Here is a 13986-nt window from a genome sequence, read left to right as displayed (position 1 = left end):
CGGCTAGGCCGGTTGCGGGTCGGTAGCGCCGCTGCGCGCGGCGGCCACCTGTCCGTCGAACTGATAGCCGTTCGCTTCATGCAATTCCCACGCGCCCTCGCCCATCAGGTGCAGCACGTGGGTATGGTGGCGCAGCACCGCGGCCCGGTGGGCAATGCTGATCAATGTGGTGCCGCCGGCGCGCAGGCGCCCATAGAGCGAGGCTTCGTTACTGCTGTCGAGCGCACTGGTCGCTTCGTCCAGGATGACGATGCGCGGTTCATGCACCAGCACGCGGCCGAAGGCCAGGCGCTGCTGCTCGCCGACCGACAACAGCTTTTCCCAGTCCTGCACGGCATCCAGGCCGCCCACGCGCTCGGCCAGGAGCGGCAGGTGAACCTGCTCGAGGATGTCCAATAACTGCTCGTCGCTCAGGCTGGACTGCGCACTCGGATAAATGAGCTGGCTGCGCAGGCTGCCGTGCTGCAGGTAGGGCTGCTGGGGCAGGAAGAAGAAATCCTCCACGGGCGGATGATGGATCTCGCCGCTGCCGGTATGCCACAAGCCCGCGATCGCACGCAGCAGCGAGCTTTTGCCGCAGCCGCTGTCGCCGGTGATGAGCAGCGCGTCGCCCGGCTTCAGGGCCAGGCTCAGCTCCCGGATCAGTACCCGCTCCGATTGCGGCGGATGCAGGGTGAGCGAGTCCAGCGCAAGGTGATCGCCCTGGCGCCGCTGGATGCGCGGGTGCTTGTTGTCGGTAGCCGCCCCGGGTCCGGCATCGGGCAGCACGAGTTTGGACAATCCCTGCAGGCGGTCGATGCCGGCCACGAAGCGGCTCAGGCTCTCGAAATTGTCGACGATGACGCCCACAGCGCCGAGCACGGCCGTAAACGCCCCGGCCGCCTGGATCGCGCGCCCCACTTCCAGTTCGCCCGACAACACGCCATTGGCCAGGATCACGAACGGCAGCACCAGGGTGAGCTGGCTGAAGGTGCGCTGGAACAGGTTGAGCGAGCGCTGCTTCTTGATCAGCAGCGCAAAATTATGGATCACCTTGTCGAACTTGCCGTCGATGTGCGCGCGCTCCTGCGCTTCGCCGCGGTAGAAGGCGATCGACTCGGCATTTTCGCGCAGGCGCATCAGGCTGAAGCGGAAATCCGCCTCGAGCCGGAGCTGCCAGAAATTCATGCGGATCAGCGGGTTGCCGAATACCCAGAGGGCGACAACCGTACCCGCGAGGGCGTAGACCGCCAGCACCCCAACCAGTACATGCGAGATCGACCACAGCACGGCGCTGAACGCCACCAGCTGCATGATCGAGCCCAGGAAGATCAGCAGGAAGTGGATCGACCTTCCGGTGAAGCTGTTGATGTCTTCGCTGATGCGCTGGTCGGGGTTGTCGATCTCGCTGCCGGTGCCCAGCTCGTAGTACTTGCGCCCTTTCAGGTAGCTGTCGAGGAAACGGCGGGTGAGCCAGCGCCGCCACTGGTTGGCGAACAGGTCGCGCATGTAGTAATAGAAGGCGTAGATCGGTATCGCGAAGGCCAGGATGAACAGGCAGGCGCGCACCGATGTCCAGAAGCGGCCGCCATCCTTGCCCGCCAGCGCCGAGGTCATCTCGCCGGCCTGGTTGTTGAGCATGACGGCGAACTTGGTCTCGACCAGCATCAGGACGATCAGGAGCAGCAGCAAGGTCCAGGCCTTCTTCCTCTCGTCCTCCAGCCAGTAGGGTTTTGCCACATTGACGAATTGCTTCCATGCGGCGAGCGACAGGGGCGCGGCGCGGCGCCGTTCTTTGGATGCCCGCGGGGCCTCGTCAGTTGCAGGGGCGGCGGTAGCGGATGGTGGCGTGGTCATATTCGGTAACTTGCAGTGGTCGGCCAGGATGCAGGTGTCCTGAGCCATACCCCCAGCATACGACCCGGCACGAAACCGTTCAGTGCGGAAACGGACATAGCACGCATTGCGCGTTTAAAACGACACGGCCCCCGCCGAGGCGGGGGCCGGTGGTACTACCCTTATTACCCTACTTATCTCCCATTACGGCTGCGGATTCCACCCTGCCCCGTTGCCGTAGCCGGCAAACACCTTGGCCCGGGTCGAGAAGCCGGCTTCCACCTCGTCGGTGCTGAGCAGGTAGCCGCCGACACGCAGGCGCAGGTCGAGCGGATTGCCCGCCAGGTCGGTCGTGCCGTACTCGCGCCAGCCGCTGGTCGCATTCGGCACTACCGGATTGGGTGCCGGCTGGCTGTTCACGCCGAGTCCGGCCCAGCCTGCGGGGGCCACATGCTTGTCCATCCTGGTGTTGATGAAGGCGATGTTGTCAAAGCTCGAGGTACCGCCCGGGCTGCGCGCCAGCCAGGTGGCGCCATCCGGCACCTCGCTCTTGAGCGGGCCCCGTCCCGGGCCGCGGGTCAGCGAACTGTTGAGGAAGACAAAGCCCTTGTCGGTCGGGTTGACCACCCGTGCCTGCAGTACGTAACCGCCGCTGGTCGGGCTGGAGGTGTCGCCGATCGTGCGGATCTCGCTTTCTTCGAAGAGCGCAGCGCGGCTGCCGCCCCAGATGAAGTCCACGTTGCCCGATACCAGGCTGCGGTAGAACCAGTTGAACCCTTTCAGGTTGAGCGTGTCCTGCTCGCTGTAGAACGCGCTGTTTTTGGCGATCAGGCGCCCGCCATCGTTGTTGAAGTACAGCGTCTCGGCCTGGCCGGTGGCGGCCGTGCGCAGCGTCGTGTTGTTGATGCTGAGGGTATCGAGGCTGAGCATGTCCGACGACTCGACCAGCATCACTGCCCGTCCACCGGTTGCGGCCGCGGTGGCGCTGGCCACCTGGCTGCCGCCCGTAAAGGGATTGAGCGTGTTGTGGTTGGTATAGCGGATGACCACGCCATCGCGGCTCTGGCCCACGATGCTGACATTGTCCTTGCCACGCAAATAGAGCAGCTCTTCGTACTCGCCGTCCATGACCTTGATCGTCACCGGCTCGGCCTTGGTGAAGTGCTTCATCGCGTAACTGAGCGCACCCTGCACGGTGCGGAAGTCGGCCGCGCCGTCATCGTCCACGGTCACGGTCGAGCCGCTTGGCACAGCCGCCCTGGTGGTGAAGGACCATCCGCCCAGCTTGCCGATGCCGGCGAACGGCACACCGCCCAGGCTGGTACCGGTAAACACGCCATCGGCGATCGCCACGTAATAGGCGGTGTCGTAGTCCAGCTTGTTGCTGTGCAGCTTGATGGTCACCGTGTTACCGGAAATCTGGATCGGCGTCGTATTCACTTTGCGGACCAGGTCCTGGCCGGGGTAACCGAGCATGTCGGTTTCACCGGTCAGCCGGATCACATCGACCAGCGCGTCGTCCGCCTGGCGGAACACGCGGATCGTGCCACCCGTGCCCAGGACCGGAGGCTTGTCGAACACCAGCTTGAGCGTGCTGTCGACGTAGGCGGCGCCTTCCATCGCGGCCGGAACGGCGACCCCCTCGAGCCGGTACACCTGGGTCGGCTGGACGAATTGCGGGGCAATGGTCGCTGCGATCGAACGCGTCATGGTCGCGTCCGAGCCGGCCCGGAACAGGATATCGGCCGTGCCCGCACCCACCGGCGTGATGGTGGCCAGCGTGCCGTCGAGCGTGACCCGGGCGACCGAAGGGTTGCTCGACTCAGCGGTGAAGCTGTCGGGCGTGCCGTCGGCCGCCACCGCATTCACCCGTACCTGCAGCGGAGTGTCCCCTGCTTCGGCCGAGTAGGTGGTGGCGCCCGGGTTGAGGGTCAGCTGGACCGGCTTCAAAGCAGGATCGCCGATGCGCACGTCATCGATCTGGAAGCTTTTGTTTGCCGTGTACAGGCCAACGCGGCCGCGTGCGGCAAAGCTGCTGTCGGTGACCGACCCGAGCTTTTCGCCGTCGAGATAGACCGTCAGCGTGGCGCCGATCATCTCGAAGCGCACGGTGTAGAACTGGGCATCCATCGCGATCGGCTTGCGCACCGCGCGCGGCCGGGTGAGCGCCCCGGCGAGCATCTTCGCGATTTCGACCTGGGTACTCGTGGTGGCATTCTGCACGTTCAGGCCAGCGGCGTACCAGTTGTTGACATCGACGTAGCGGGTCACGAGGAACAGGAATTTGTTACCGGTGGTGCCATTGGTCATCGGGCGGATACGCGCTTCCACGAAGTAGTCGCCCGACGGGACGGCACCCATCTCGCTGTCCTTGATTAATGCAAGCACGCCGCCGGTGGTGGCCGCGGTGTATTGCATCACCTTGTTGGCGCTGCCGGCCACTTCCGCCAGCACGCTGAAGCTCCCGTTCGGACCGGGCACTGGCTTCAGGTCCCATTTGGCGCTGCTGCCGTTCTGGAAGTCGTCGCAGAAGTACAGGCCGGTCGCCGGGCAAGCCAGGCTCGGGCCGGTGTCGATGACGACCTTGCCGCTGCCGCTGATCGTGGTCACGAGCTTGCCGCCGCCGGCCTGCGCCAGCGCGTTTGCCTTGACCAGCGCAATCGGGCGCGCGCTGAAGGGGTACGGCGGGGTCCAGGTGACAGTCGTCGGCACGCCGCAGGCGCCGAGCGCCTTGGCGTTCAGCAGCGAGCCTGTGTCCTTAAAAGCGCCGGGGATGGTGCCGCCGAAATTGTCGACGACGTCGGCGCAGGTGGTGGCGCCCGCGACTTCGAACACATTATTGTTCGACAGGATCTTGGCGGCGTGCCCGACGCCGACGTAGTAGCTGGTGCGGTAGACCGGGTGCGACTTCGACCCGGCATAGTAGTTGTTGAACAGGTGCACCTGGCCATAGCGCACGCGCGGCGCGCGGCTGGCCACGTCGCGGAACACGTTGTTGCTGAACGTGACGCGCAGCTTGCCCTCGTCGCCGGTAGCGCTGTCGCCGCCGCCGACCAGGTTGTTCTTGTTGTGCTCGCCGAACACGTTATAGGACACCGTCACATAGTCGGAAGCATTGGTGATATCGACCGCGCCGTCGTGGCATTGCTTCACCTTGCCGTTCTCGACGGCGAGGAAGTTGTCCGTGCGCGGGGCGTCGGTAAAGCTGTTGTGGTCGATCCAGACATGGGTCGACCCCGTCACGGAAATGGCATCGAAAGCGCTGTTCCAGTTGCCGGTCGCGCCGTCGTTCGGGTCCCAGACGGGCGCCACGTCGCAGGGATTCACAAACTTGAGGTTGCGGATGATGACTTGCGATACGTTCGACAGGATGATGTGGCCGTTGACGATGCCCGAATTGGCGTCGCCGATCAGCGTGGTGTTGCTTTTCAAGCGCACCGCGCCGCGTGCTGCCTGGTCCGCGCTGCTGGTATAAGGCTGGCCTTCGCTCATGTCGAGCACGCCCGAGAGCTTGATGATCTTGCTGTTGATGCCGCCGTTCTGGATGGCCGCAAGCAGCTGGGCGCGGTTGGTGACCGTGTAGATCTGGGAGTCGACGGCGTTCGCGCCGCCGACGGTACCGCCGGCCTGGCTGGCCCAGCCGTCTGCAGGGGCGCTCTGGCGCGCCGGATCGACCGCTGCGGCGGCAAGGCCGGCGGCAGTCATGAATGCAAGGCAGATCGCTGCCTTGACAGTGGTATGTCGCATGTTGTGCTCCTGTGTGCAGGAAAGGAATGGCGCAAACGAGGCGGCCCGCGCCGCCCCTGCGCCGCCCGTTATCAGGCGTGCGGCTTGCGCGAGCGCGCCGCAAAGGCCATCGCGGCAAGGCCGGCCAGGGCCAGGGCCGCGCTGGCGGGCTCGGGCACTTCGTTCGGGGCGTCGAGCTGGGCCGTGAACGAACCGAACTCGCTCCATGCGACAGCGCCCAGGTCGAGCGCGATGGTGTGGGCGTCGACGATCGACAGGCCGGGCACGCCGCTGGCGCCATTCGTGCCCACAAAACGGAATGCGCCAATCCGGCCTGCCAGCGTGTTGCCGAAGTCGAAGCGCATGCTGTAAGCGCCCGGGGTGACGGCGCCATTCGCGAAGACGGTCAACGCGCCGCTGCGCGAGAAATCGACGCCAAACAGGAAGTCGCTGGTGAGGAACTCGACGCCGGTATCGGTCGGATCGAGCCTGGTGGTATTCGAGCCGGGTTCCTGCGCGAACAGGTGGTCGAGGCCGAGCATGCCGTCCGCCGCGCCGTTGTAGCTAGCGGTGATGACGGCGTCCTGCAGTGACAGCGGCACGGCATGGGCCGTGGCGGCGCCGGTGGCGCTGGCGGCGAGGACCAGCAGGCAAAGGATGTTCTTGGTTTTCAAAATCGTCTCCGGATTATTTTTAGGATGGGCAGTGTCGCCCTTGTTCTGGACACCTTGCGTGCCCGGCGCCGGCGCGACGAAGACCCGAAGCTGCGGGGCCGGGGTCGAAACCGGTAAGTACAGAATATTGCCTGAGCGATTCTAGATTGGTCTAACCAGTATGGCAATTGGTATGCCCGCTTAAATACAAGTTTTTTAACTTTTTGCTACATCCGGCTCTCGCGGTCGGGCAACGGGCAGCCAAGGGCAAAGTGGCCTTGCCGCTTTGTCTACAGCGATCAGGCCGGAAAAATAACTGGCTCGTCCAGATTGCAGAACTGGCCAGACCAAAGTACAATCCGCCAGACATTGATGTGCCATGTGCATTTGCCTCATGGCGCGCTATTCGAGCGAACCGGGGACACACCCGAACGCGATTCACGATCACACGCAGGAGACACGTAGTGAAAAAGCTGAACAGTATTACCCGGTCCCGCCTGGCCGAACCACGCTTCCTTTTGTCCGCAGTCACCGTCGCCGTACTGACCCTGGCCAACGGCGCCGCCGCCCAGGAAGCCCCGATACAACGCGTTGAAGTCACCGGCTCCTCGATCAAGCGCCTTGCCACCGAAAACGCCCTGCCGCTGACCACCTACAAAGCGGAAGAGCTGACCAACCAGGGCCTGACCACGATGTCGGAAGTCGCGGTCGCCCTGACCGTTGCCGCAACCAACGAACCGGTTGGCGGCGGCGGTGGCGGCACCATGATCAACATGCGCGGCCTGAACACGAACCGTACCCTGGTACTGCTCAACGGCCGTCGCCTGGCCAATGAAGCGCTGGGCGCCAGCTCGGTCAACGTCGACGTCATCCCGATGGCCGCCATCGACCGCGTCGAAGTGCTGCGCGACGGCGCCTCGGCGCTGTACGGCACCGACGCGATCGCCGGCGTGGTCAACTTCATCACCAAGAAGACGATCAAGGATGTGACGGTCCATGCAAGCGTGGTGCAGCCGGAACAATCCGGCGGCGGCGACCAGAAGCGCGTGACGCTCGTCGCCGGCAAGGGCGACCTGTCGAACGACGGCTGGAACGTCTACACCGCCTTCAGCGCCCAGCGCCGCGAGTCGCTGATGCAAAAGGACCGCCCGAACATCTGGGACCCGGCCAAGCTGGCCGCGCTCGGCGGCACCCCGTTCACCGCGAACACCTCGGGCGGCTCCGCATCGCCCGCGAACTACACGATCTACCGTAACGGCCGCTCGGCGAACATCACCGGCAATCCGTATTTTGCGTCCGGTTGCGTGGCCCCGGGCCTGCCACAGACGACGGTGCCCTCGACCCGCACCAACGCCAACGGCGGCAAGACCTGCATTACCGATCCGACCATCTACCCGCAGCTGCTGCCGGAGAACCAGCAGGTGACCCTGTTCACCAAGGGCAGTCTGGCGCACGGCGACGGCAAGGTGCTGTCGGTGGAACTGAACCTGTCGAAGTCGTACATCGACGCCGTCAGCCCGCCGCAGCCGTTCGGCGCGAATACCGACTATGACCGCCTGACGGCCTCGCGCCGTCCGCTGATGATCACCCGCGCCAGCAAGTGGTACCCGGGCGGCAGCGGCGGCGTGCCGGCCGTGGCCGGCCTGAATGGCGAAGACCTTGCGCTGACCTGGAGCCTGGACGAACTGGGCGCCGCTACCCTGCACGACGTGCAGACCAACCACCGCCTGGTCGTTGCCGATGAAGGCGAGTTCAAGGGCTGGGATTACCGCGTCGGCGCGTCCTACGGTTACAGCCACCGCGACAGCGGCTTCAAGGAAAACTTCGTGCGCACGCCGGCCGTCTATGCCGGGGTCGCCAACGGCACCCTGAATCCATTCGGCGCCCAGGATGCTGCCGGCAAAGCGTACCTGGACAGCATTTCGGCCGACGGCCAGGACTTCCGCGTCGCCGACGTGCGCCACTACGGTGTCGACTTCAACCTCTCCCGCACCCTGATGGACCTGCCGGGCGGCGCCCTGGGCGTGGCTGTCGGCGGCGACTGGCACCGCGAGACCTACGCGGAAAACGCGACCATGATCGGCAACGAGGTGGTGTGGCGGGTGTCGGGCACGCCGGGCAACAACCCGAGCGGCCAGCGCCGGGTCGCCGGCATGTATGCGGAGCTCGACGCACCGGTCACGAAAAACCTGAACCTGAACTTCGCCGTGCGCGGTGACCATTTCAGCGATTTCGGCTCGACCTTCAACCCGAAGGCCAGCTTCCGCTACCAGCCGCTGAAGGAAGTCATGATCCGCGGTACGGTCAGCACCGGCTTCCGCGCGCCGACCTTGCCTGAACTGTACGGCACCCCGCGCACGCTGACGCCGTCGACCTCAAGCTGGGACGATCCGCTGCTGTGCCCGAGCCGCACTCCGAACGTGGCCGGCTCCGGCACCCTGACCACCGACCCGCGCTACGCCGGCCTTGGCCTCGACGCCGAGCGCGTCTGCAACACGCGACTGACGACGCTCACCGGCGCCAATCCGGACCTGCAGCCGGAAGAATCGAAGACCTATACCGTCGGTTTCGTGGTCGAGCCGTTCAAGAACTTCTATGCCACGGTCGACTTCTGGAAGATCGTCATGGATGGCACGATCGCCCAGATCAACGAAGATTCGATCTTCGACAACCTCGGCCGCTACCAGGACCTGTTCGTCCGTAACCCGGACGGCACGCTGCAGTACATCACGAAGACGCGCCTGAACATGGGTGGCCTGAAGACCCAGGGTATCGACCTCAGCCTGGCCTACTCGCTGCCGACCAAGAGCTGGGGCCGCTTCGGCGCCTCGATCGACGGCACCTTCACCGATACGTACGAAGGCCAGAACGACGCCGGCAGCCCGTGGGTCGACAGCGTCGGCAGGATCGGCGCCCTGTCGACCGGCTCCACCTCGGCCAACACCTACATCTTCAAGTGGAAGCACACGGCGCGCGTGAACTGGAACTACGGTCCGTTCTTCGCCCAGCTGACGCAGCAGTACTCGTCGAGCTACGAAGACACCAACGCGCTGCCGACCCAGCAGCCTGGCCAGCCGTTCTACAACGTGATCGAGCCGTACCGCGTGTACAACCTGTCGACCACGTACAAGGTCTCGAAGAACTTCAAGGTCGGCGCCGGCGTGAACAACCTGTTCGACACCGATCCGCCACTGTCGAACCAGCGCCTGTCCTCGCGCGTCGTGTTTGCGCAGAACATCGCCAAGCCGATCGGCCGCGCCTTCACGGTGCGTGCTGACTACACGTTCTAAATACTGGTGTTTTTGTAGGGTGGACGGCTCTGCCGTCCACGCGGTGGTAATTAGCGGCAAGATCATCCGGTCGGATGACGGAGCCGGTACCGATCACCGCGTGGACGGGGAACCCGTCCACCCTACGTTCATTTCATCTATCGAGGTCTCGAATGAAGCACTCCGTTGCGCTCCTGTCCTTCTCGCTCGTTGCCGCCCCGGCGTTCGCTACCGATCCCGCCCCAGTCAAACCCATCCGCATCATCCTCGTCGGCGACTCGACCATGGCCACGCGCACCGGCTACGGCGACGCGCTCTGCGCCCGCTTCCAGCCCGAGGTCAGCTGCATCAACCTGGCGCGCGGCGGGCGCAGCTCCGGCAGCTTCCGTGCCGAGGGCCGCTGGGATGAAGTGCAGGCGCTGCTGAAGGACGGCGCGTCGTTCTCGACCACCTATGTCCTGGTCCAGTTCGGCCACAACGACCAGCCTGGCAAACCCGGCCGTTCCACCGACCTCGTTACCCAGTTTCCCCAGAATATCGACCGCTATGTCAGCGAGACGACCGCGCTCGGCGGCGTGCCGGTACTGGTGACGCCACTTACCCGCCGCAGCTTCAAGGGCGACTACCTGAAGGACGACCTGGCGCCGTGGGCCGCGGCGACGCGCCGCATCGCAGCGCAGCGCAAGGCCGCCCTGATCGACCTGAATGCGACCAGCGCCGCAGCCGTCCAGAAGATGGGCCAGGACGAAGCCGATACGCTGGCGCAGGCGCCGCGGCCGGCCAACTATGGCGCCCCAGCCTCCGCAGCCGGAGTCGAACCGCAGGGCGCCCCGAAGAGCGCCTTCGACCGCACCCACGTAGGCGCCAAGGGCGCCGCACTGTTCTCGAGCATGGTGGCGGCCGAACTCGAACGCCTGTTCCCGGGCATGAAGCACAGCTTCAAGACGCCGGCGGCACAGGCCGCGTCGCTACCGTAAGTCTTCCCGGCGCGCCGGGCAGGCGCACCGGCCACCTCCGTCTTCCTCCTCGCGCGCACATGAAACATACCTCCCTCCTCCTGGCGCTACTCGCGTCGTTTTCCGGTGCCGCCGCCCTTGCCGCACCGGGGCCGGCACCCGCAGCGGCCAGCATCGCACGCCAGCAGGCGCCGCTCGACGGCTGGGCCGCGCAGGCCGGCGGCACCCGCGGCGGCGCCGACGCCGGCCCTGCCGACATCCTGACCGTCAGCACCCCGGCGCAACTGCGCGCCGCGCTCGCCCATAAAACCAGCCGCATCATCCAGGTCGATGGTCTCATCGACATGAGCGAAGGACGGCCGTTTGCAAGCAGCGAGGACCAGGCCAAGCGCGGGCTCGTGCGCCTGGGCAGCAACACGACGCTGGTCGGACTGGGGCCGAACGCCGGCTTCATCAACGCCCATGTGCAGATATCGAAAGTGTCGCAGGTGATCGTCCGCAACCTGCGCCTTCGCAACCCCTGCGACGTCGCTCCGACCTGGGACCCGAAGGACGGGGCACAGGGCAACTGGAACGCGGACTTCGACGCCATCTCGATTTCGGGCGCGCGCCACGTCTGGATCGACCACAACAGCTTCACCGATGCGCCCGTCACCGACGACCAGCAGCCTGTCGAGAACGGCAAGCACAAGCAGTGCCACGATGGCGCGCTCGATATCAGCAGCGGCTCCGATTTCGTGACCGTCTCGTACAACCACTTCGCGCTGCACCAGAAAAATACGCTGATCGGTTCGAGCGACAAGGCGCTGGGCGACAGCGGCCACCTGCGGGTCACCTTCAGCAACAACCTGTTCGAGAACGTCGCCAGCCGCGCGCCGCGGGTGCGCTTCGGCCAGGTCCACCTCTTCAACAACTACCACGTGGGAGACCGCAAGCACCCCGTCTACCAGCACGAATACGGCGTCGGGGTGGCCAAGCAGGCGCGCATCGTCTCGCACGCGAATGCCTTCGACATCGCCGGCGCCCGCAGCTGTACCGATGCGGTGCGCCCCTTCGAGACCGAGGCGCCCGACGCCGGCGTGTTCACCGACACCGGCTCGCTCCTGAACGGACGTCCGCTCGCGCCCTGCGGCCAGGCCGCAACCCCTGCCTGGACCGTGCCCTATCCGTTCACGCCGCGTCCCGCCGACACCGTGCGCGCCCATGTCCTGGCGAACGCCGGCGCCGGCAAGATCAATCAGCGCACGACGGCGCCGGGCTGCCCGACGGCCGACTTCCTCGTTTGCGACAGTTTCGGGCGCGCGCGCAGCGGCGCGTGGGAAGCCGTTAGCAAAGGCGCGGCTCCCGCCATACGCGGCGGCATGCTGCAACTGGGCGGGACAGGTCCGCTGCTGGCGCTGTCCACCAGCGCGCAGCTGAACGGCCTGGCCCCCGCGAATGCCTTCGTCGAGGCGCGCGTGCGTCCCTCGGGTCCCGCCGGTGGTGCGCGCCAGTTCTATCTCGTCGGCCGCTACGTCGATGCGCGCAACTGGGTCGGTGCCGGCGTCGACCTGCCCGCGAGCGGCGATACGGTCAACATCCAGCTCGTGAAGATGCAGGACGGCGTCCTGAGCCGCCTGAAGAACGTGCCGCGCGCGCGCCTGCCGCAGGCCCGTTTCGCCATGCTGCGCCTCGAGATGACGGCCGGTATGCTCGCGGTCTACCTCGACGGCGAGAAGATCTCGACGGCGCCGCAGCCGGCGTTCGCCCAGGAACGGGCCCGGATTGGCCTGTACAGCCAGGGAAGCTTCGAGCTGGACGACCTGCGCGCGGGCGTCCCCGGCGTGCAACCGGCGCGCCTGGCCCCGGCCCTGGCCGCCCCGGTCTTTACCGCACAAGCGGGCGACCCAGCGCAGCGCATCGGGATCAGCGCCGTCGCCAGCGATGGCGTGACCCGGCTCGGCGTTACCGCGCGCTCGAGCAACCCGGCGGTTGCCAGCGTCAGCGTCGGCGCCGATGGCCTGACGATCGTGCCGAAGGCCGCGGGCGTCGCCGAGATCGTCCTCTCCAGCGTCGACGACCCCGCCCTGCAAAGCACGATGGTGGCCACGATCACCGCGCCGTTCTCGGTGCCGGGCAGGACGCTGGCCCTCGGACCGGCAGTCTCCCCTGCCCCGCAGGCGCACGCGGTGCCGGCCGATACGCCACTGCGCATCACTTTCGACGGCGCACCAGGCATCGGCAGCGCCGGCTCGGTACGCATCCATCGCCAGTCCGATGGCGCGCTGGTGGACATCATCCGCGTCGGCGAGGAAGTACGCGACATCGGCTATCCCGGCCAGCCGCGTTCGCGCCACGTGCGCATGCATGGGATCACGGTGAGCGGCAACACGGCGCTGATCCGACCGCACAGCGGCAAGCTCGCCTACGGCACCGAGTACTACGTGGTGGTCGGCGACGGCGTCTTTACCGGCGCCACCCTCAAGGGGCAGGCCTTCCACGGCATCGGCCAGGCAGGCGCGTGGGCGTTTCGCACCGCCCCAGCGGCGCCGCGCGGCACCACGTTGAGCGTGGACGATGACGGCCCGGCGGACTTTCGCACCGTGCAGGGTGCGCTGAACCATGCGATGAGCGCCTTCGACAAGGCGACCCCCGTCACCATCGAGGTACGCAACGGGCGCTACGAGGAACTGCTGCTCGTGCTCGGCAAGGACAGGCTGACGATCCGTGGCGAGAGCCGCGACGGCGTCGTCATCCATGCGACCAATAGCGACGGGATCAATCCCGGCTCCGGCACTACCCAGGGCGCCGGTTCGCCCTCGTTCTCGGGTGGCCGCTCGCTGCTGATGGTCGAAGATGCGGACCTGCTGACGCTCGACAACCTCACGCTGCGCAACACCACGCTCCGCTCGAACACCCGTTCCGCCCAGGCCGAGACGGTGTATTTCAATAGCGACGGCGGCCGCCTGGTCGCGAAGAACGCCAGCTTCTTCAGCGAGCAGGACACGATCCAGGTCAAGGGCTATGCCTGGTTCTACCGCACGCTGATCGAAGGGAACGTCGACTTCATCTGGGGCGCGAACCGCGCAGCGCTGTTCGAAGAAAGCGAACTGCGCTCGGTGGGCGACAGCGCCAACCCGGCCTCCGGCGGCTACGTGGTGCAGGCGCGTACGGTCTCCAGCACCGACCCGGGCTTCGTCTTCCTGAACAGCAGCCTGACGCACGGCCCGGGACCGAAGGGGAACGGCGTGCCGCCTGGGGCGACCTACCTCGCCCGCAGCCCGGGTACCGCCTCCACATGGGATAACGTCGCCTTCATTCACTGCAGGATGGGCGAGCACGTTGCGCCGGCCGGCTGGGCCGGCGCCGGCGTGCACCGCGAGCCGGCACCCAATCCTGTGGTGCCGAACGCTGCGCACGGGTGGCGCGAGCATGGGACGATGGACCTGGCGGGCAAGCGCCTCGACCTGTCGGGGCGCGCCGGCGGATATCTGCTGAGCGCGGACGAGGTAAAGCAGCGGTTCGGCAGCCGGGCGGTGATTTTCAGCGGGTTCGCTGGCGGCCAGGGCTGGAATCCGGCGCCGTGAT

At 66.2% G+C, this 13986-nt stretch carries 6 protein-coding genes; 3 read left to right on the top strand and 3 right to left on the bottom strand.

What is annotated here, in order from left to right; translation table 11 throughout:
- Window positions 1-3: 3 nt before the first annotated feature.
- The 3 genes from ACFPN5_RS23140 to ACFPN5_RS23130 all read right to left on the bottom strand — a co-directional run bounded on the left by ACFPN5_RS23140 (window position 4) and on the right by ACFPN5_RS23130 (window position 6215).
- Complete coding sequence (locus ACFPN5_RS23140; RefSeq protein ID WP_379786203.1) at window positions 4-1836, bottom strand: ABC transporter ATP-binding protein/permease; 1833 nt, start codon at window positions 1834-1836, stop codon at window positions 4-6.
- Window positions 1837-2019: 183 nt separating this feature from the next.
- On the bottom strand, window positions 2020-5562 hold the full coding sequence (locus tag ACFPN5_RS23135; RefSeq protein WP_379786202.1) for a pectinesterase family protein: 3543 nt from the start codon (window positions 5560-5562) through the stop codon (window positions 2020-2022).
- Between the two features lie 71 nt (window positions 5563-5633).
- On the bottom strand, window positions 5634-6215 hold the full coding sequence (locus tag ACFPN5_RS23130) for a PEP-CTERM sorting domain-containing protein (protein WP_379786201.1): 582 nt from the start codon (window positions 6213-6215) through the stop codon (window positions 5634-5636).
- Window positions 6216-6658: 443 nt separating this feature from the next.
- Between ACFPN5_RS23130 and ACFPN5_RS23125 the strand changes: the two genes are divergently transcribed.
- From ACFPN5_RS23125 to ACFPN5_RS23115, 3 genes are all read left to right on the top strand, one after another.
- Complete coding sequence (locus ACFPN5_RS23125) at window positions 6659-9484, top strand: TonB-dependent receptor plug domain-containing protein (protein WP_379786200.1); 2826 nt, start codon at window positions 6659-6661, stop codon at window positions 9482-9484.
- 152 nt (window positions 9485-9636) lie between these two features.
- Window positions 9637-10440 (top strand): rhamnogalacturonan acetylesterase, encoded by an 804-nt coding sequence (locus tag ACFPN5_RS23120; protein ID WP_379786199.1) that lies wholly within the window; start codon window positions 9637-9639, stop codon window positions 10438-10440.
- 59 nt (window positions 10441-10499) lie between these two features.
- Window positions 10500-13985: a pectinesterase family protein gene (locus ACFPN5_RS23115; protein ID WP_379786198.1), complete on the top strand. Its 3486-nt coding sequence runs from the start codon at window positions 10500-10502 to the stop codon at window positions 13983-13985.
- The last annotated feature ends 1 nt before the right edge of the window (window position 13986 follow it).

The organism is Massilia niabensis (assembly GCF_042655085.1).
Lineage (GTDB): Bacteria > Pseudomonadota > Gammaproteobacteria > Burkholderiales > Burkholderiaceae_D > Telluria > Telluria niabensis.
This window is presented reverse-complemented; position numbering and strand designations above follow the sequence as displayed.